This window comes from Pseudomonas sp. xss_4, assembly GCF_043104125.1.
GTDB lineage: Bacteria > Pseudomonadota > Gammaproteobacteria > Pseudomonadales > Pseudomonadaceae > Aquipseudomonas > Aquipseudomonas parafulva_B.
The window spans coordinates 77,381-95,695 of record NZ_JBICKJ010000048.1; the positions used below are offsets into that span (position 1 = coordinate 77,381).

At 57.7% G+C, this 18,315-nt stretch carries 18 protein-coding genes; 10 read left to right on the forward strand and 8 right to left on the reverse strand.

What is annotated here, in order from left to right; translation table 11 throughout:
- Nucleotides 1–125 precede the first annotated feature (125 nt).
- Nucleotides 126–1,088 (forward strand): LysR family transcriptional regulator, encoded by a 963-nt coding sequence (locus ACF8GB_RS09710; RefSeq protein WP_058638789.1) that lies wholly within the window; start codon nt 126–128, stop codon nt 1,086–1,088.
- Here the strand turns inward: ACF8GB_RS09710 and ACF8GB_RS09715 are convergent.
- Both ACF8GB_RS09715 and hexR read right to left on the reverse strand, forming a co-directional pair.
- The gene (locus ACF8GB_RS09715; RefSeq protein WP_078479366.1) at nt 1,030–1,248 is read right to left on the reverse strand and encodes a PA3496 family putative envelope integrity protein; all 219 of its coding nucleotides are present in this window, start codon (nt 1,246–1,248) and stop codon (nt 1,030–1,032) included. The two genes, ACF8GB_RS09710 and ACF8GB_RS09715, sit on opposite strands and share 59 nt — an antisense overlap.
- Before the next feature lie 122 nt (nt 1,249–1,370).
- A complete protein-coding gene (hexR, locus tag ACF8GB_RS09720; protein ID WP_023532857.1) occupies nt 1,371–2,237 on the reverse strand; it encodes a transcriptional regulator HexR in 867 nt (288 codons plus the stop codon).
- Nucleotides 2,238–2,340: 103 nt separating this feature from the next.
- Here hexR and zwf point away from each other — a divergent pair, with 103 nt between their 5' ends.
- The 5 genes from zwf (at nt 2,341) to ACF8GB_RS09745 (ending at nt 8,213) form a co-directional block, all read left to right on the forward strand.
- The gene (zwf, locus tag ACF8GB_RS09725; RefSeq protein WP_078479367.1) at nt 2,341–3,783 is read left to right on the forward strand and encodes a glucose-6-phosphate dehydrogenase; all 1,443 of its coding nucleotides are present in this window, start codon (nt 2,341–2,343) and stop codon (nt 3,781–3,783) included.
- Nucleotides 3,784–3,867: 84 nt separating this feature from the next.
- A complete protein-coding gene (locus ACF8GB_RS09730; protein WP_058638788.1) occupies nt 3,868–4,182 on the forward strand; it encodes a hypothetical protein in 315 nt (104 codons plus the stop codon).
- A 137-nt stretch (nt 4,183–4,319) separates the two neighbouring features.
- A complete protein-coding gene (gene uvrD / locus ACF8GB_RS09735; RefSeq protein ID WP_058602733.1) occupies nt 4,320–6,506 on the forward strand; it encodes a DNA helicase II in 2,187 nt (728 codons plus the stop codon).
- 167 nt (nt 6,507–6,673) lie between these two features.
- Nucleotides 6,674–7,528, forward strand: coding sequence for a Tim44 domain-containing protein (locus ACF8GB_RS09740; protein ID WP_058602732.1), 855 nt, complete (start codon nt 6,674–6,676; stop codon nt 7,526–7,528).
- A gap of 277 nt (nt 7,529–7,805) precedes the next feature.
- Complete coding sequence (locus ACF8GB_RS09745; protein WP_023532298.1) at nt 7,806–8,213, forward strand: SMI1/KNR4 family protein; 408 nt, start codon at nt 7,806–7,808, stop codon at nt 8,211–8,213.
- A 75-nt stretch (nt 8,214–8,288) separates the two neighbouring features.
- On the opposite strand, the gene ACF8GB_RS09750 is transcribed toward ACF8GB_RS09745, so the two are convergent.
- Nucleotides 8,289–10,049: a cation:proton antiporter gene (locus ACF8GB_RS09750; protein ID WP_196185260.1), complete on the reverse strand. Its 1,761-nt coding sequence runs from the start codon at nt 10,047–10,049 to the stop codon at nt 8,289–8,291.
- Nucleotides 10,050–10,378: 329 nt separating this feature from the next.
- On the opposite strand from ACF8GB_RS09750, the gene ACF8GB_RS09755 reads away from it, so the two are divergent.
- On the forward strand, nt 10,379–10,864 hold the full coding sequence (locus ACF8GB_RS09755; RefSeq protein WP_023532667.1) for an acyl-CoA thioesterase: 486 nt from the start codon (nt 10,379–10,381) through the stop codon (nt 10,862–10,864).
- Here the strand turns inward: ACF8GB_RS09755 and pdxY are convergent.
- Nucleotides 10,861–11,733, reverse strand: a complete 873-nt coding sequence (gene pdxY / locus ACF8GB_RS09760) for a pyridoxal kinase PdxY (RefSeq protein WP_058638785.1) — start codon at nt 11,731–11,733, stop codon at nt 10,861–10,863. The two genes, ACF8GB_RS09755 and pdxY, sit on opposite strands and share 4 nt — an antisense overlap.
- Before the next feature lie 119 nt (nt 11,734–11,852).
- On the opposite strand from pdxY, the gene ACF8GB_RS09765 reads away from it, so the two are divergent.
- Nucleotides 11,853–12,245 carry a DUF3301 domain-containing protein gene (locus tag ACF8GB_RS09765; protein WP_326383953.1) on the forward strand — a complete coding sequence of 131 codons (393 nt, stop codon included), beginning with the start codon at nt 11,853–11,855 and terminating at the stop codon, nt 12,243–12,245.
- Here ACF8GB_RS09765 and ACF8GB_RS09770 read toward each other — a convergent pair whose 3' ends face one another.
- From ACF8GB_RS09770 to zigA, 3 genes are read right to left on the reverse strand one after another with little or no spacing between them, the layout of a single operon-like run.
- Nucleotides 12,246–13,217, reverse strand: a complete 972-nt coding sequence (locus ACF8GB_RS09770; protein ID WP_392526927.1) for a CobW family GTP-binding protein — start codon at nt 13,215–13,217, stop codon at nt 12,246–12,248.
- A 40-nt stretch (nt 13,218–13,257) separates the two neighbouring features.
- Nucleotides 13,258–13,878 (reverse strand): DUF1826 domain-containing protein, encoded by a 621-nt coding sequence (locus ACF8GB_RS09775; protein WP_392526929.1) that lies wholly within the window; start codon nt 13,876–13,878, stop codon nt 13,258–13,260.
- Nucleotides 13,875–15,083, reverse strand: a complete 1,209-nt coding sequence (gene zigA / locus ACF8GB_RS09780) for a zinc metallochaperone GTPase ZigA (RefSeq protein WP_392526930.1) — start codon at nt 15,081–15,083, stop codon at nt 13,875–13,877. The genes ACF8GB_RS09775 and zigA overlap by 4 nt, the downstream gene beginning before the upstream one ends.
- A 222-nt stretch (nt 15,084–15,305) precedes the next feature.
- Between zigA and folE2 the strand changes: the two genes are divergently transcribed.
- Complete coding sequence (gene folE2, locus ACF8GB_RS09785) at nt 15,306–16,211, forward strand: GTP cyclohydrolase FolE2 (RefSeq protein ID WP_392526932.1); 906 nt, start codon at nt 15,306–15,308, stop codon at nt 16,209–16,211.
- On the opposite strand, the gene ACF8GB_RS09790 is transcribed toward folE2, so the two are convergent.
- Nucleotides 16,195–16,722, reverse strand: coding sequence for a DUF3617 domain-containing protein (locus tag ACF8GB_RS09790; protein ID WP_058638780.1), 528 nt, complete (start codon nt 16,720–16,722; stop codon nt 16,195–16,197). The two genes, folE2 and ACF8GB_RS09790, sit on opposite strands and share 17 nt — an antisense overlap.
- Before the next feature lie 130 nt (nt 16,723–16,852).
- Between ACF8GB_RS09790 and cls the strand changes: the two genes are divergently transcribed.
- The gene (gene cls, locus ACF8GB_RS09795) at nt 16,853–18,292 is read left to right on the forward strand and encodes a cardiolipin synthase (RefSeq protein ID WP_392526934.1); all 1,440 of its coding nucleotides are present in this window, start codon (nt 16,853–16,855) and stop codon (nt 18,290–18,292) included.
- The last annotated feature ends 23 nt before the right edge of the window (nt 18,293–18,315 follow it).

An 18,315-nucleotide genomic window follows, 5' to 3' on the forward strand; every position in this document is an offset into this window, starting at 1 on the left:
TGTTTGGCCAGTCGCAGATTCACCCTAGCGCTGTAGGTCGATAAACAAAAATCAATATTTGTTAGGGGCAGTATTAGCAAAAGCTTATAGTGAAGTTACAAGGTATTGCCGACGAGTCGAACAAAATGCGTAAGTCCTTGATGCGTATGACATTGCGTCAATTGCAGGTCTTCAATGAGGTGTGTGATCTTCGCTCATATAGCCGCGCGGCCGAAGAGATGGCGCTCACGCAACCCGCCGTTAGTCTACAGATCCGTCAACTCGAAGAGCTGATTGGCCAGCCGTTGTTCGAATACGTGGGCAAGAAGTTGTACCTCACGGAAGCCGCCGAAGCGCTGCAACGTGCCAGTCACGACATCTTCGGGCGGCTGGAGAGCCTGGATATGCAGTTGTCGGACATGCAAGGGTCATTGCAAGGGCAGTTGAAGCTGGCGATCGAGTCCAGCGCCAAATATTTCGTGCCGCATCTGTTCGCGGCATTCAAGCGGCGGCACCCGGAAGTCAACCTGACCTTGACCGTAGTCAACCGGGCACAGGCCATCAGGCGGCTGTCCGATAACCGTGATGACCTGATCATCATGTCCATGGTGCCGCAGGACATGGGGCTGGACTTCCTGCCGTTCCTGAACAACCCGATCATTGCCGTCGCACCGCCTGAGCATGCCCTGTGTAGGCTGCCGCGGCTGCGCCTGCAAGACCTCGAGCCCCATACGCTGCTGATACGCGAACAAGGCTCAGGCACCCGCAAGGCTTGCGAGGAGTATTTCAAGGAAAAGCGCGTGCATTTCACCCAAACCCTCGAAGTGGCTTCGGCCGATGCCCAGCGTGAATGCGTGATAGCCGGGTTGGGTATCGCATTGTTGACCCGCCATGCCGTGAACATGGAGCTGGCCACGGGAAACCTGGTAGAACTGCCTGTCGAGGAGTTGCCGCTGTACCGCAGCTGGTGCGTGGTTCAATCCAAGGCCAAGCGACAATCGCCGGTCGCACTCGCCTTTCAGGCCTTCATACGCAGCGAGCGGTCATTGATCAGCGCATTGGTCGAGCGTTTTTCGGGTCAGTCGTCGCTGCTGCCTGCCAGGCAGTGAGCCCTTCGAAGTCAGGATAATCAGCGACATCACGCAAGAGTTGCCGTTGGTCACAGTAACTTTCGATAGCGCGGCGGTACTCCATGCGTCGCTGGTCCTTTTCCTGCTGTTTGCGAGCCTTGGCGTTGGGTTGGTAGATGCCGTCGTGGTCACGAGCCATTGCCTGATTCCCGGGAAGGATGCGGAAGGCTCAGAATGACCCGATGGTTTTACCGTTTGAAGGCGCGATGATGACAGCGTCGTGAACGATGATGGCGCCGTCCCGTGGAACCGAAGCAGGCTTCAGTCGTCATGGGCTTTGATCGACTTGGGCGACAGTCGCAGGCTACGCAGGCTGCGCTTGACGCTCTTGAGGTGATTGACCAAGCTTGGACCGCGCGCCATGGCAACGCCCATGGCCAGCACGTCGATGACCACCAGGTGAGCAATGCGCGAGGTCAGAGGCGTATAGATCTCGGTGTCTTCATGAACGTCGATGGCCAGGTTGACCGTGGACAGCTCGGCCAGCGGGGTCTGGCTGGGGCACAACGTGATCAGGTTGGCGCCGCTTTCACGGACCAGGTTGGCCGTGATCAGCAAGTCCTTCGAGCGGCCTGATTGCGAAATGCACACCGCTACGTCGCCAGGCTTGAGCGTCACGGCGGACATCGCCTGCATGTGCGGGTCAGAGTACGCCGCCGCGCTGAGCAGCAAACGGAAGAACTTGTGCTGGGCATCGGCTGCCACGGCCCCGGACGCGCCGAAACCATAGAACTCCACACGCTGCGCCTGCGCCATGGCGCTGACGGCCTGCTGAAGCGCCTGTGGGTCAAGGTGCTCACGCACCTCCATCAAGGTATGCAGGGTCGTGTCGAAGATCTTGAGGCTGTAATCGGCGACGGAGTCGTCTTCATGAATAGCAAACTGACCAAAACTAGCCCCGGCGGCCAGGCTCTGCGCCAGTTTCAACTTCAGGTCTTGAAACCCCGAGCACCCGATAGCCCTGCAGAAACGAACGATGGTCGGTTCACTGATACCGACGCTATGTGCCAGGTCAGCCATCGAACTGTGCATGACGGCGGCCGGGTCCAGCAGCACGTGATCGGCCACTTTCAGTTCCGATTTGCGCAGCAGGTGGCGCGATTGGGCGATATGTTGCAACAGATTCACGGGCTGGACTCGGTTATGATCGGCTGGCCGGGTTGTAGCTTTCTTGTAGTTATACTACATGGACGGCAACCCGCCCAGTTAAACGAACGTGGAGCGTGGTGGTTTGACTATTCCTTGCGACATTCTGGTCTTTGGCGGCACGGGCGACCTGGCCCTGCACAAGTTGCTGCCCGCGCTCTACCACTTGTTTCGTGACAATCGCCTCGACCCTGCCGTGCGGGTAATCGCCCTGGCTCGGCGCCCTCTGCCGCGCAGTGACTACCTCAAGCTTGCAGAGCGGCATTGCCGGGCACAGATCGCTCTTCGCGACTTTGACGAAGACATCTGGCGACGCTTTTGTGCCCGGGTCGACTACTTCGCGATGGATGCGACCCAGAGTGCTGATTTCGTTCGGCTGGCACGCTACCTGGGCGAGCCCGGGGGCTTGATGCGCGTGTTCTATCTCGCCACCGCGCCTTCGCTGTTCGCGCCCATTGCCAGCCATTTGCATACCGCAGGGCTGGCCGACAGCGAAGCGCGTATTGTGCTCGAGAAACCGATCGGGCACTCCTTGTTGTCGGCCACTGCCATCAATGAAGCGATCGGAGCGGTGTTCGAAGAGCGGCAGGTGTTCCGTATCGATCACTACTTGGGCAAGGAAGCCGTCCAGAACCTTATGGCCTTGCGCTTTGCCAACGCACTCCTTGAGCCGGTGTGGCGCAATGGGCAGGTCGATCACGTGCAGATCAGTGTCGGTGAGACCTTGGGCGTGGAGAACCGTGGTGGCTACTACGACCGAGCAGGGGCCATGCGCGACATGCTGCAGAACCATCTGCTCCAGCTGCTCTGCCTGGTGGCCATGGAGCCGCCTGCGCAGTTCGAAGCCGAGGCCGTGCGTGATGAGAAAGTGCGAATTCTCCGAGCGCTTCAGCCGATTACCGGACAAGACGTCCAGGAGAAAACTGTTCGTGGCCAGTACGGGGCCGGATATATCGGCGGTCAGGAGGTAGGCGCGTATTACTTTGAAAAGGACGTCGATAACGACAGTGATACCGAAACCTTCGTCGCCATCGAAGTGCACATCGACAACTGGCGCTGGGCTGGCGTGCCCTTCTACTTGCGCACGGGCAAGCGCATGGCCCGGCGCTCCTCGCAGATCGTCATCCAGTTCAAACCTGTACCGCATGCGCTGTTCGAGGGTGGCCAGGTCAACCAGCTGTTGATTCAGTTACAGCCAGACGAGCGCATCAGCCTGCGCATGATGACCAAGATCCCCGGCAAGGGCATGCGCCTGGAGCCGGTCGACCTGGACCTGAACCTGGCCCAGGTCTTCAGCAAGACACGTCGCTGGGAAGCCTACGAACGTTTGTTGCTGGACGTGCTGGAAGGCGACTCGACCCTGTTCATGCGACGCGATGAGGTCGAAGCCGCCTGGGCGTGGGTGGATCCCATCATCAAGGGCTGGGAAGCGCATTTCCAGACTCCGCGCTCGTACCCTGCCGGGAGCAATGGTCCTGAGCAGGCCAACAGCCTGCTCGCCCGCCATGGCAGAAACTGGCACGGGTGAAGCGTTGCCCAATCGTAGCCCAGCTTTGATACGGAGACAGTAGCGATGCGCATATGCGCTACTTTCACCATCAAGGAGGCTCCCATGAGCACACTCAAAGACTTCGTTGCTTACAACCAGACCGCAGGCGGTCAGAAATCCTTCCGGGTTCACGGTGTCGTCACCGTGCCAAGTCCGGCGTTCGAGCCGGTACTAGTCGAGCCGGCAATTCGCCACCGGGGCGGCTGGGAGGTTCTGCAACTCAAGCTGGTGGACACTGGGGTCATCGCCAATGCTGTATTGACCGAGAAGACTGTCGAATACCTGCGTGAAGGGCCGTGTGTTTTCAAGATGCTGGAGATCATCCATGCAGATGGCAGCCTGCGCATCGCAATCGAAGACCTCCAGGCGCTCGACTGATGTAGCCAGCCAGTGCGCCAAAGATGGCGCCCTGGTGTGACCCAGGCGCCCTTGTCGCGATGAACGGCAGGGGCCTAAGGTGAATATTCATACAGTAGATGTTTGCCCCTGGCTCAGCGTCCCCCTAGAATGGCGAGATGAGCACAGATGACCTTTCCCTCCTGCTGAATTCCCTCAATGATGCCCAACGCCAGGCTGTAGCGGCTACGGTCGGGCGTCAACTGGTGCTTGCTGGCGCCGGTTCCGGTAAAACCCGTGTGCTGGTGCATCGCATCGCCTGGCTGATCCAGGTGGAGCAGGCATCCCCGCACTCGATCCTGTCGGTGACCTTCACCAACAAGGCTGCTGCTGAAATGCGCCACCGGATCGAGCAATTGTTGGGCATCAACCCTGCAGGGATGTGGGTGGGGACATTCCACGGTCTGGCGCATCGGCTGTTGCGTGCCCACTGGCAGGAAGCGGGGCTGGTGCAGAACTTCCAGATTCTCGACAGCGACGATCAGCAGCGCCTGGTAAAACGGGTGATGCGCGAGCTGGGGCTGGACGAACAGAAGTGGCCGGCACGCCAGGCCCAATGGTTCATCAACGGCCAGAAAGACGAAGGCCTGCGCCCGCAGCACATTCAGCCAGGCGGCGACCTGTTCCTGACCACCATGCGCGATGTCTACACCGCGTACGAGCAGGCCTGCGAGCGCGCCGGTGTCATCGATTTTTCCGAGTTGCTGCTGCGCGCCCTGGATTTGTGGCGCGATCACCCAGGCCTGTTGGCCCACTACCAACGCCGCTTCCGTCACGTGCTGGTCGATGAGTTCCAGGATACCAACGCCGTGCAGTACGCCTGGCTGCGTCTGCTGGCCCGTGGTGGCGACAGCCTGATGGCGGTGGGGGACGACGATCAGTCGATTTACGGCTGGCGCGGCGCCAAGATCGAGAACATCCACCAGTACACGGCCGACTTCCCAGATGCCGAGTTGATCCGCCTGGAGCAGAACTACCGCTCCACCGGGGGCATCCTCAAGGCTGCCAACGCCCTGATTGCCAATAACAGCGGGCGCCTGGGCAAGGAATTGTGGACTGACATGGGTGAAGGTGAACCCATTACGCTGTACGCCGCCTACAACGAACACGACGAAGCACGCTATGTGGTCGAGACCATTGAAAGCCTGATCAAGCAAGGCAACGCGCGTGACGAAATCGCTATTCTGTATCGCTCGAACGCCCAGTCACGGGTGCTCGAGGAAGCCTTGCTGCGCGAGCGGATTCCCTACCGTATCTATGGTGGCCAACGCTTCTTCGAGCGTGCAGAGATCAAGAATGCAATGGCCTACCTGCGACTGATTGAAGGCCGCGGCAACGATGCGGCGCTGGAACGCGTGATCAACGTGCCGCCGCGCGGCATTGGCGAGAAAACCGTCGAGGCCATTCGCGAGCATGCACGTCACAGCCAGGTCTCGATGTGGCAGGCGATGTGCCAGCTCATCGCCGCAAAAGCGCTCAAGGGCCGGGCTGCCAGCGCGCTGGGTGCGTTCATCGAGTTGATCGACGGGCTTGCGGCCAAGGTCGAAGACATGCCGCTGCATACCATGACGCAGACCACCATCGAACAGTCCGGGCTGATCATCTATCACCAGGAAGAAAAAGGTGAAAAGGGTCAGGCACGGGTGGAAAACCTTGAGGAACTGGTTAGCGCAGCGCGCAACTTCGAATCGACCGAAGAGGACGCCGACCTCTCCCCACTGTCCGCCTTCCTTGGTCACGCCTCGCTCGAAGCCGGCGACACGCAAGCTGACGAGCACGAGGACAGTGTGCAGCTGATGACCTTGCACAGTGCCAAAGGTCTGGAGTTCCCCTACGTGTTCCTGGTGGGCATGGAGGAAGGACTGTTCCCGCACAAGATGAGCCTGGAGGAGCCAGGTCGTCTTGAGGAAGAACGCCGCCTGGCCTACGTGGGCATTACCCGCGCCATGCGTCAGTTGGTCATGACGTATGCCGAGACAAGACGGCTCTACGGTAGTGAGACCTACAACAAGGTGTCTCGCTTCGTACGCGAGATTCCGGCTGGTCTGGTGCAGGAAGTACGTTTGTCGAACAGTGTCAGCCGCCCGTTCGGCACTCCGAAGACAGCCCTCAACAGCCACCTGTTTGCCAATGCGGATATCCCCGAAACCGCATTCAACCTCGGCCAGCGCGTGCAGCACTCCGTTTTCGGTGAAGGGGTCATCCTGAACTTCGAAGGCTCCGGGGCCCAGGCTCGTGTACAGGTCAACTTTGCCGAAGGCAGCAAATGGTTGATGGTGGGCTACGCCAAGCTTGAAGCAATCTGAGGACAGGCCGTCAGTCCAGGGGCGAACTCAAGTAGGAACGCCTGCGTCGTTGCCTGCTCAAATAAGTCATATCAAGCAAAAGCTCGAAACATTATGTCGCTGGTCATATGCCTTGGAACATGTGCACCATGACGCGCGTGCAATCCACAACAGGGGATATCCCATTTATGCAACGTTTTCTTAGCATCGCACTGGCGCTCTGCGTCGGCCTGACGCTGAGCCTGGACGCCAACGCCAAGCGATTTGGCGGCGGCAAGAGCGCTGGCTCCGCGCCTATTCACCAGACCCGTCAAGCTACGCCGAACACGCCTGCCGCCGCGCCGACCGCTCCTGGCCGCGCACCGGCCGCCGCCAGTGGTGCTTCGCGCTGGCTGGGCCCCCTGGCGGGCTTGGCCGCCGGTGGTCTGCTGGCATCCATGTTCATGGGTGACGGCTTCGAAGGCTTCCAGATCATGGACTTCCTGATCATCGCGCTCATCGCCTTCCTGGTGTTCCGCTTCATCGCCGCACGGCGACGTCAGCAGCAGCCGCACATGGCCATGCCTGGCAATGCCCCCATGCAACGTGAAGTGCATGGTCAGGCCGCACAGCCAAACATCTTCGGCGGTTCGGCTGCACCGGCGGCAGCGCCATCGCCTGTCATCAACGCGCCAGCCTGGTTCAACGAACAAAGCTTCCTGGCAGCTGCCCGTAACCACTTCCAGTCGCTGCAGCAGCACTGGGACGCCAATGAAATGGACAAGATCGCCGAGTTCGTGACCCCGCAGATGCTCGAGTTCCTTAAGCGCGAGCGTGCCGAGCTGGGTGATGGCTTCCAGTCCACTTACATCGACAACCTTGATGTACAGCTGGACGGCGTGGATGAGCGTGACGACCGTACTGACGCTACCCTCACCTTCCGTGGCGTATCGAAGAACTCGCGCTTCGACCAAGGTGAACAGTTCAGCGAGAGCTGGCACATGGTACGCGCCAAGGGCGAGAACCAGCCTTGGCTGGTCGCGGGTATCCGTCAGAACGGGTAATCCAGCTCTGCTATTCAAAGCAGTTGTTACGTGGGGCCGCTTCGCGGCCCCAACAATTCTGGCTCGCCGCAAGTATTCTTCAAAACAGTTAACCCTGTCCTGCTGTCCAAAAAAAACCTCGGGTTTGCCCCGTGATGCTGCTCACTTGGCGCTGCCCTGCGGCCCAACGATTACAAGTGAACAGTGTTCCGGGCCTCCCCGGGGTTTTTGCTTTTGCCATAGCGCACTACTAGGGTATAACCCGCAGCGTTGTCATCTAGGTCAGAGGAAGTGAATCGTGGAAGAAGTGATCGAACAACTCCGTGAAGCCAACGAGCCAGTACCGGTCCCCCTTGAGCTTCCAGACGAGGATCAGTTGGTTGAAATCGAAGAGCAGCTGTTCATCAACATTCCGTTCGTGTTCAAGGAATTTCTGCTGAACGTCAGCGACGTCGTCTATGGCTCGCTGGAACCTGTCACAGTGACTGACCCGCAGTCGCACACCTACCTTCCGGACGTTGCAGCAAATGCCTGGGACGCCGGGGTGCCTCGGGAACTGATTCCGCTGTGCCAGGACGGCGACAACTACTATTGCGTCGAGGAAGATGGCACCGTGGTGCTGTGGGATGCCGATGAGGAACTTGTCGGTGAGGACAGCTGGGAATCGGTTTGGCATTGGGCACGGGACGTCTGGCTAGAGAGCTGATCAGGCTCACCCTCACCTCGGTCTAAGGACCTTGCGGGCCGTGAGCACGGCCCGCCTGCAGCGTTCGCCACAGGGTCAGTGGCCGTTGTCCCGGTTGTTCTCCAGCGTTTCCAGCAACGCAATCTGCATGCGTGTATGCACCCGGATGAACCAACGCCACAGCAAGGCGACCACCACCGCTGCCACTATGGCAATGATCAGCAGCAGTTCATTAGTGGGAAGAATGCTCGCCGACAACGCCGACAGCAGCAAAAAGATCACCAGCAGCGAAATCAGCGGAATGACTTCTGCAATCACGCGCCGTACGCGCTGAGTATGGCGCCCGGCCATTTCCGGTTTGACGCCCATCTCAGCCAGCAGCATCGATAGGGCCTTGAGTTTGCGGTAAGCCGCGATCAGAAATGGTAGCGAGAGCAGTAGCGCAGCCCCCCAGATCACCGCCTTCTGCTGGCTCACATCGCTCACCCACTGACTGAGCCAAGTGCCAAGCCGCCCTGCGAAGTAACCGCCGCTGAAGAATATGGCGATGACCAATGCCAGGTTTACACCTACCTGCAACAGTATGCGCCGTATCATCGCCGCTACCATGGCACTCTGGCCCTGGGGTTGGATATTGCGCAGCCATTCCCCGTACAAGGACAGCACACGAGCCAGCCGCCCAGGCACTACGTTGCCCAGTTTTATCGACAGCGGATCAGCGGCGCGAATCAGATAGGGCGTCAGTAGCGTGGTGATGGCCGAGACGGCGACTGCCACCGGGTAGAGAAAGTCGCTGGTCACCTGCAGGGTCATCCCCAAGGCCGCAATGATGAAGGAAAACTCGCCAATCTGAGACAGGCCCATACCTACCCGCAACGACGTGCGCCCGTCGTTGCCAGCGATGAAAGCGCCCATTCCACAGGACAGCATCTTGCCCAATACAACGGCCAAGGTGATGACCAAAATCGGCCAGGCGTAGTCGACCAATACCTGCGGATCAATCATCAAACCGATCGCGACGAAGAATATAGCGCTGAACAAGTCCCTGACGGGTTCGATCAAACGCTCGATCTTCAGCAACTGCCGCGACTCGGCCATGATGGCACCAATCAGGAAGGCCCCCAGGACCATGCTGTATTCGAGTTTCACGACCAGCAGGCAAAAACCGAAGCACAGACCCAGCACTGTGATCAGCAGCATCTCGTTGCTTTCGAACTTGGCCACATAAGCCAGTACGCGCGGTACCAACAGAATGCCAATCACCAAGGCAACAATCATGAACAGCGACAGCTTGCCGACGGTTGAAAATACCTCTCCCGAACTGACGGTGCCGCTGACGGCGATACCCGAAAGCAATGCGATGATGCCGATACCCAGTATGTCTTCGACAATCAACACGCCGAATATCAGCTGTGCAAACCGTTCGTTCTTCATCTTCAGGTCATTGAGAGCCTTGACGATGATCGTGGTCGAGGAAATGGCGAGAATGGCGCCCAGAAACAAGGAGTCCATGGTGTTCCAGCCGAACCAACGCCCTATCTCGAAGCCGATCCAGATCATCAGCACAATTTCCAGAAAGGCGGCTATGAAGGCCGTGGCGCCCACTTTGAACAGCTTACGCAGACTGAACTCAAGGCCTAGGCAAAACATCAGGAAGATCACGCCGAGCTCGGCGAGGGTTTTGATGGTGTCTTCGTCGTGAATGAGACCGAAGGGGGGCGTGTGAGGGCCTATGATGAAACCGGCGACGATATAGCCGAGGACCACTGGCTGCTTGAGACGATGAAAAACAATGGTGACCACGCCTGCAACCAGCATGATGACCGCCAGGTCCTGAATGAAGCTGATGGCATGCATGACGTGATTCTCCTTCTCTCGTCTTGGGCTGTTCTACCAGGCAGACCGCGCCTGCGCCGAGGCGGGCCAAGCAAGCAGCGAGTACACACTGTATTCATTGAAAGACTGCCCATGTTGCATGGGCGTACTCAGAGTAACATCGCGTCTTCCCATGAACCGTCGATGCAATATGATGAAACAGATCGGCTGCTATAAGGCCGTCACTGGCGTAAACAGCGTGACGCCTCAAAGCATGGGAGCGTCCCGTTAAACGCAGGCTGCCGCCTCATCAGAACAGAGCCCCTGCTAGCCTTTGGCGCGATTGCGCGCAATCTTACCGTGAGCATTTTATGGAACCTGGAAACGCCCAACTGAGCATGACCGTCTTGATGACACCCGACATGGCGAATTTCTCTGGCAACGTACATGGCGGCACGCTGCTCAAGTACCTCGACGAAGTCGCGTATGCGTGTGCCAGCCGCTATGCAGGCTCCTATGTAGTCACGCTGTCAGTCGACCAGGTCATCTTTCGCGAGCCGGTGCATGTGGGCGAGTTGGTAACTTTCCTGGCGTCGGTGAACTACACCGGCAATACCTCCATGGAGGTCGGTATCAAGGTTGTTACCGAGAACATTCGTGAACGCTCGGTGCGCCATTCCAACAGCTGCTTTTTCACCATGGTGGCCGTGGACGATAATCGACGGCCAGTCTCGGTCCCGCCGCGCCAACCGCAGAGTAGCGAGGAGAAACGCCGATTCCTGCAAGGCCAGCAGCGACGGCAGATTCGCCAGGAACTGGAAAAACGCTACCAGAACCTGAAAACCGACGGCGTCTAAGCGCTCAACAGCCTCGCTTCAAAACGCACGCGCGGGTGGGCTATGCGGTCCTGGGCACGTATCAGCTGTAGCTCGTAACTGGCGCAGGCTTGAGTTTCCAGCAGTACTTCGTGTACGGCGGAGGCTGCAAACTCGAATGCCTGCTCCCAGCTGTCGCCAAGCAGTACCCGCGCCATGAACAGACCGGAAGTCAGGTCACCCACGCCCACCGGTTGCTTCGGGAAGGCCAGCAGTGGGCGGCGCAGGTGCCAGCTGTGTTCGGCAGTCACCAACAGCATCTCGAACTGGTCCTCTGCGCGTCCTGGGTAAGCCAGATGCTTGACCAGCACAACCTTGGGCCCTTTGAGCAAAAGACTGCGCGCCATGCCTACGCAATCCTCCAGTGATGCGGCGCGCCGGCCACAGAAGCTGTCTAGCTCCAGCTGGTTGGGGCACAGAATGTCAGCCTTGGTGATCGCTTGCTCCAACAGAAACTGGCTGACCTGCGGCGATACGATGCACCCTTTCTCAGGGTGGCCCATGACCGGATCGCACAGGTACAAGGCCCGCGGGTTGACGGCCTTAATTCGCGCCACGCCTTCCAAAATCGCGCGCCCCTGTTCGGCACTGCCGAGGTAGCCTGAGAGCACGGCATCACACTCCCCCAGCTCACCGATGTTGGAAATGCCTTCCACCAACGCAGGAATTTGCGTTGGAGCAAGCACGTCTCCGCTCCACTGGCCATACTGAGTGTGATTGGAGAATTGCACCGTGTTGAGCGGCCACACATTGATGCCGACACGCTGCATGGGAAATACCGCAGCGCTGTTGCCGGCATGGCCGAACACCACATGGGACTGGATGGCGAGCAGGTGCGGGGTGCGTTTCATGCGAGTCATTTCCAAAGCTGTTCAAGAATCATGCAACGCGCAGTATGAACGTGATTGCCACCTGTACGACAGGCCAGGGACGCAGTTAAGCTGGATCGATCTGTTTGGAGCCTACGCACATGTTGACCCTGGAGAACCTGTTTGTCCTGATGGTGATGGCCACGGCAGGCGCTTGGCTGTGGCACAACCACGGTCTGCGCGAGAAGGCCTTGGAACGGGTCAAACAACATTGCGCCAAGCTTGACCTTCAGTTGCTGGATGACGCCGTCGCGCTCAAACGTATTGCCTTCGTGCGTGATGCCAACGGTCACAAGCGCCTGGCACGCATTTACGGCTTCGAATTTACCGTGACGGGAGAGCAACGTCACCCTGGTACCGTGACTCAGTTCGGCGCGCACAGCGTGCAGATAGAGCTTGCACCCTACCCCTTCGAAATCAAGACGCCCCCACGCGCAGACAATGTGATCGAAATGCAGCAGTGGCGCCAACAACATGACCGTTGGCACAACTGATCAAGGCATAAGGCACTCCTGCACGCGGGCTTGCAGCTCGTCCACAGGCTGAGGCCTTTCGAAAATCAACTCCAGGCGACTGTCGGCTGCCCATTCACTGGGCTGCCAAGGTGCCAACTCACCTTCTAGTGCATTGAAGGAGCGCCTTCCTTGTGCAGTGTGGATAACACCCTTGGCACGTCGCCACGCCAACGTCTTCAGCAGCTCATCTACTGCCTGTGGATAAAACTGCTGTGCGGGGTGCCAGCGCCAGCCTATGCTCCACCCATCCTCTCCTTGAAATACCTGGCGTATCGGCTCACGCCGGTTCGTCCAAAGAGCCAGCGGTGCCTTTGGCAGATTGTCGACAATCCCGATATTGGTGTTAGAGCTGTCAACAATCTCGTTTTGATGAACAGGTAGGCATTTGAAAGGAAGCCGACCCTGCGTCGTCCATATCAACCTTTTGCCTAAAAATTCTTGATTTATCAACAGCTTGAAATCTTTATCCACAGCCTCGGATTTATTGATAACTAGCGTTTCACAGGCTTCCAATGCCGCTGATTGGGCAGTTGATAGTTGCTTGCCAATACACAGAGACGCGGGTGTAGCAACGACTACCAATGGCTGAACTGTCAGCACATCGTGCCAAGGCGCCTGGGCCAATTGATCAAGCAATTGAAGGGGATGGCCCAGACCGGATGGTTCTATGAACAGCCTGTGCGGCTCGCACTGGCGCAGAAGCCTGCCCAGGCCTACCTGGAACGGCACGCCATTGACACAGCACAAACAGCCCCCTGCCACTTCGGCTATCGCGATGCCGTTCCGGCTTGTGGACAAAAGTGCCGCATCCAGCCCTACTGCCCCAAATTCGTTGACCAATACGGCCCAGCGTTCGTGATCAGGCTTCTGCTGAAGCAGGTGATGAATCAGTGTGGTCTTGCCGGCCCCCAGCTGGCCAGCAATGACATGGGTGGGAATATTGCGGAGCATAAGGGTTCTTCAAGCGAGCGGTTTGCTCAACTATGCGCTGTCAGGCTAGCCAGTCAAGCGTGAGCAACAGCCGGGATGGTCCTGAAGGGGAACGATGTACGACGCCTGCGCCTTCATTGCCCTCCCAAAGCTCGCCCTTGAATAACGCCACGTCACCAGCATTCAGGCGCATCACCTTATCCACAGCGGCATAGCCTGTGGACAATGCATTTCGCGCCACTTCCTGCTCTGGCACATACTCACTACCCGGTCCCGCATACGTTGTAATCAGTCTCAGCGGAACGTTATCCACATGGAAGCGTGGGCACATCGGACTGGTCAGTGCACGTACGCGCAAACCCACGCGACGCGCGCCAAGCAAGCAGCTATAAGCCGACACGAGCCATGTGACATCCGCGACGAAAGCGTCATAGCCGTAGATATCCACAGCCTCCTGCAGCAGCGCATCGATCACTGGGACCTGATGCTCATCGACCTCGAGCACCCGCTGATCCGCTAACGACCCACTAAGCCCCGCCGCAACTTCTGCAAAGTCGTGAAGCTGAGGCGGAAGTTGTCGCTGCCAGACAGCGAGATTGACACCGTCCTGCAGGACTTGCGCCATTGCCTGGGGAGTCTGGCCAAACACCTGACGGATATCCACAGCCTCTGGCTTACTCACGCTGCCACCTGCTCGTCCCAGGGGCCGAATGGATCGGGAAAACGCAACCAGCCCATGGGCTCGAGTGCCATTTCTTCATCCGTCAACAGGCACTGATCAAGAGCTGTGGATAATTGAGCCACATCCAGATCTTGACCTATGAACACTAACTGCTGCCGGCAGTCGCCAGTATCTGGCAACCAATGTTCAAGAATGGCTGCAACGTTATCCACATCCTCCGGCCACTGTTCGCGGGGTACGAAACACCACCAGCGACCAGCCAGACCATGGCGCATCATGCCGCCTGCCTGAGACCAACTGCCCGCTTCTTTATATTTGCTCGCCAACCAAAAGAACCCTTTAGAACGTAGTAACCGGCCATTACTCCAGGGCGTGTGGACAAAGTCATGGAACCGCTGCGGATGAAAAGGCCGTCGTGCGGTCCAGGTGGTCGCTTGGATGCCATATTCTTCTGTTTCCGGTGTGTGTTCACCGCGAAGCTCCTTCAACCAGCCGGGCGCTTGCGCTGCCTGGTCGAAGTCGAACAAGCCGGTGTTCAGAATCCTGGCAAGGGGAACCTGACCCATGACCATTGGAATGATCTGGGCTCGGCGGTTCAGGCTACGGAGGATGGCTGAAAGCTCTTCCCGTTCGGCCTGACTGGCCAGATCGATTTTGCTCAACAGCAATACATCAGCAAACTCTACCTGCTCAATCAGCAAGTCGCTGATCGAGCGTTCATCGTCTTCTCCCAATGTCTGGCCACTGCTTTCCAGGCTCTGCGCGGCTTGATAATCACGCATGAAATTCAAGGCATCCACTACGGTGACCATGGTGTCGAGACGCGCCAGATCCGACAGGCTGCGGCCTTGCTCATCACGGAAGGTAAAGGTTTCAGCCACAGGCAGAGGTTCTGAGATACCAGTCGATTCAATCAGCAGGTAATCGAAGCGCCCCGCCTCGGCCAGGCGTGCAACCTCTTCAAGCAGATCTTCACGCAGCGTGCAGCAGATGCAGCCATTACTCATTTCCACCAGCTTTTCTTCGGCCCGGTTAAGGGTGACATTGCGCTGGACTTCGCTGGCGTCAATGTTGATCTCACTCATGTCATTGACGATGACCGCGACACGAAGATCTTCGCGATTGCGCAGAACATGGTTGAGAAGCGTGCTTTTCCCTGCGCCCAAAAACCCGGAGAGCACAGTGACAGGAAGACGATTGGACATGGCAAAACCTCATCACACAGGCGCATTCGAAACGATGCATTGCATAATGTTATAAAGTAACAATACAATTTAGCCAAGTGGTTCCTGACAAGAGCTCTGTGTAATGAATAGAAAACGACCAGCCCATTTCACGGCGCATTGCTGACGACTCAGCCGCTACCTCACTGCGCCCATCCGCAGTGGACCCAATGTTCCACATACACGCATAGCCTTGGAAATCCCATGTCCCATCCCCCGCTTCCCGACGTCGCTGCACAGCATCTGAATTCCACCACACCATTGGACTGGGTAGGGATGTGCGGTATAGCCATGCCGATGCAGATCGGGGGCCGTCTGGTAGCAGCTACGGCAGATGCGGGTGTTAACCTTGTGGATGGCAACTCACGCGGCATACACATGTCGCGTCTGTACCTGGCGCTTGAAAATCTTGAACAGGAGCCGCTGCGTCCGCTGCTGCTGCGTCGCCTTTTAGCGAGTTTTCTCAACAGTCATGATGGGCAATCGTCTGCGGCATACGTGCGATTGAGCTATCAGCATTTGCTTAAACGGCCTGCCTTGGTTAGTCCTCTTGCCGGGTGGAAAAGCTATGACGTCGAGATCCATGCACGGATCGAACATGAAATGTTCCACGTGGAACTATCCGTTTCGATACCCTACTCGTCTACATGCCCTTGTTCAGCGGCGCTGGCTCGACAGCTTATTCAGCGACAGTTTCAAGCGCGATTTGGCATAGGAAACGTGGATAGTGATGAGGTCGTTGCGTGGCTGGGCACTTCGGAAGGCATCGTAGCGACGCCTCACAGCCAGAGGAGCATGGCGAAGATAAGTGTCAGGCTCGAGGATAATCATCCTGATCTCCCCATAACCGAGGTGATAGACAAGGCCGAGCAAGCCTTGGGCACTGCGGTACAAACCGCCGTGAAGCGCGCCGATGAGCAAGCATTCGCCCTGGCAAATGGACAAAATTTGATGTTTTGCGAGGACGCAGCCAGGCGAGTTTATGCGGCGCTAAGGGCTGTGGAATGGAGTAAAGCGTTCAAAGTGCGCGTGGAACATGCTGAAAGCCTGCATGCCCACGACGCCGTAGCAACTGCCCAGTGGCAGTGGAACATCACGTCCGAGGCTTGACCGTACCGCAGTCATTGCCCAGCCATACCGCACGTGTATTCATGCTGCCCTGCTGCTGAACACCCGACGCATTGAAAGTACCACTTACTTGTGTAGTGAATTCCTTGTCACTCAGGAAGGTAGCCTGGCCATTGCCCTGGGCCTTGGGGCAGCTGAACTGAAACTTCCAAACGTTGCCGGTGCGATCGGTAATCTTTTGAGTACAGCCGGACTTTGGATCCTGCAGGGGAATGTCATTGGTTGCCACCTGCTGAGGGGTAAGACAGGAACGCACCCCTTTACCACCCACGGTGACACCTTGCTTGGCAAGCATGCCTTCCATCATCGCCCGTTGATCGGGCGGTAGGTTCTTCAACTGACTGAGCATGAAATCCATATCAGGTAGCGGCTTGCCATCGACCTGCATATTGCTGGTAGTCAGCTCCCACAAGCCGGGTTGAAGCATTTGGGCCTGGGCCGTTACGCAACTTGCGCACAAGGCCAGCGCCAGCAACGGCATACGAATTTTCATGGAAAACACACTCCTGGAAATGCCGGTCACCCCGACGATGTTTGAGTTAGACGTTGAAACGAACCGCTTGTTGCAGGCGAACCACGTTCGTGTTCTGTTACCTAAGGTGTATTCGACAAGCAGGATGCATATGGATTACCACAGCCCCCTTTTTTTTGGCTATCTACTTGGCGTGATTCATCTGCTAGGTATTATCGCCGCGCTCCATGCGTTGTTCACAGTCCGTACTGCTCAAGGCGCCATCGCTTGGGCCATGCCGCTTTTCTTCATTCCTTACCTGACGCTCATTCCTTACCTGATATTCGGTGCGCGCTCCTTCAATGCCTACATAAAGGCCAGGCGCCAGGCCAATCAGGAAATGCATGTCGCCATGGCCAGCCTGAATTGGCGCCCTTGGGTCGAAGAAGCTCTCGCCGCTCGCGCATCGGACAGCTACGCTGCCTTGCGCGCAATGCCCAGACTCAGCCGAATGCCGTGCCTGGCCAATAATCAGGTCGAGCTGTTGATTGATGGCAAGCGCACCTTCGAGGCGGTGTTCGAAGCCATCGAGAAAGCGACGCGCGTTGTACTGGTGCAGTTTTTCATCATCCATGACGATGAACTTGGGCGGGCCTTGCAACAGATACTGCTGCGCAAGGCGGCCGAAGGCGTTCAGGTGTTTGTGCTTTATGACGGTGTCGGCAGCCATTCCCTGCCCCGCCGCTACAGCCAGCGGCTTCGTGCAGGAGGTGTGCAGATACATGCATTCGCTACCCGTCGAGGCTTGTTCAATCGCCTCCAAGTCAACTTTCGCAATCATCGCAAGATCGTCGTGGTTGATGGCTTGGTCGGCTTTGTGGGTGGTCACAATGTCGGCGACGAGTACCTGGGCGCTAACCCCAAGCTTTCCCCCTGGCGTGATACTCATGTGCAAATCAGTGGGCCAGTGCTAGCGTGCCTGCAGGAATCGTTCGCTGAAGATTGGTACTGGGTAACTCGGCAGTTGCCTCCCCTGATCCTCCAGGACAACTATCCGGATGACGGCGTTCTGTGCCAGGCATTGGCCAGTGGCCCTGCAGACTCCAAGGAAACCTGCTCGCTGTTCTTTCTGGAGGCTATCCACTCGGCCAAGCATCGCGTCTGGGTAACGAGCCCGTATTTCGTTCCCGATGAAGCGGTATTCGCTGCCCTGCGGCTAGCAGCCCTACGCGGGGTAGATGTGCGTGTCCTGATTCCGTCTCGACCAGACCACAAGATCGTGTACGCCGCCTCCAGCCTGTTCGCATTCGAAGCGGTACGCGCCGGTGTACGCATGTTCCGCTATCAGCCTGGGTTCCTGCACCAGAAGGTCGTGTTGGTGGATGACGACATCAGCGCTGTCGGCAGCGCCAACCTGGATAATCGATCGTTCCGTCTGAACTTCGAGATCACCTTGCTCACCATCGACAAGGCATTCGCCGATACGGTCGAACGCATGCTCAACGAAGACTTTGCCAATGCGCGAGAGATAACGGTTGAGGAAACCGAGGCCACCCATCGGCTACAGCAGGTGGGCATGCGCATCGCAAGGTTGATTTCACCGGTGTTGTAAAACGCGCCAAGCTTCACCGACCT

Excerpts from the sequence above, each read along its gene's own strand:
- ACF8GB_RS09715 (WP_078479366.1), bottom strand. The coding sequence starts at position 1,248 with ATGGCTCGTGACCACGACGGCATCTACCAACCCAACGCCAAGGCTCGC.
- pdxY (WP_058638785.1), bottom strand. The coding sequence starts at position 11,733 with ATGAAACGCACCCCGCACCTGCTCGCCATCCAGTCCCATGTGGTGTTC.
- zigA (WP_392526930.1), bottom strand. The coding sequence starts at position 15,083 with ATGTCCAATCGTCTTCCTGTCACTGTGCTCTCCGGGTTTTTGGGCGCA.
- ACF8GB_RS09750 (WP_196185260.1), bottom strand. The coding sequence starts at position 10,049 with ATGCATGCCATCAGCTTCATTCAGGACCTGGCGGTCATCATGCTGGTT.
- folE2 (WP_392526932.1), top strand. The coding sequence starts at position 15,306 with ATGTCCCATCCCCCGCTTCCCGACGTCGCTGCACAGCATCTGAATTCC.
- ACF8GB_RS09790 (WP_058638780.1), bottom strand. The coding sequence starts at position 16,722 with ATGAAAATTCGTATGCCGTTGCTGGCGCTGGCCTTGTGCGCAAGTTGC.
- ACF8GB_RS09770 (WP_392526927.1), bottom strand. The coding sequence starts at position 13,217 with ATGCTCCGCAATATTCCCACCCATGTCATTGCTGGCCAGCTGGGGGCC.
- ACF8GB_RS09710 (WP_058638789.1), top strand. The coding sequence starts at position 126 with ATGCGTAAGTCCTTGATGCGTATGACATTGCGTCAATTGCAGGTCTTC.
- ACF8GB_RS09740 (WP_058602732.1), top strand. The coding sequence starts at position 6,674 with ATGCAACGTTTTCTTAGCATCGCACTGGCGCTCTGCGTCGGCCTGACG.
- ACF8GB_RS09755 (WP_023532667.1), top strand. The coding sequence starts at position 10,379 with ATGGAACCTGGAAACGCCCAACTGAGCATGACCGTCTTGATGACACCC.
- cls (WP_392526934.1), top strand. The coding sequence starts at position 16,853 with ATGGATTACCACAGCCCCCTTTTTTTTGGCTATCTACTTGGCGTGATT.
- uvrD (WP_058602733.1), top strand. The coding sequence starts at position 4,320 with ATGAGCACAGATGACCTTTCCCTCCTGCTGAATTCCCTCAATGATGCC.
- ACF8GB_RS09730 (WP_058638788.1), top strand. The coding sequence starts at position 3,868 with ATGAGCACACTCAAAGACTTCGTTGCTTACAACCAGACCGCAGGCGGT.
- ACF8GB_RS09765 (WP_326383953.1), top strand. The coding sequence starts at position 11,853 with ATGTTGACCCTGGAGAACCTGTTTGTCCTGATGGTGATGGCCACGGCA.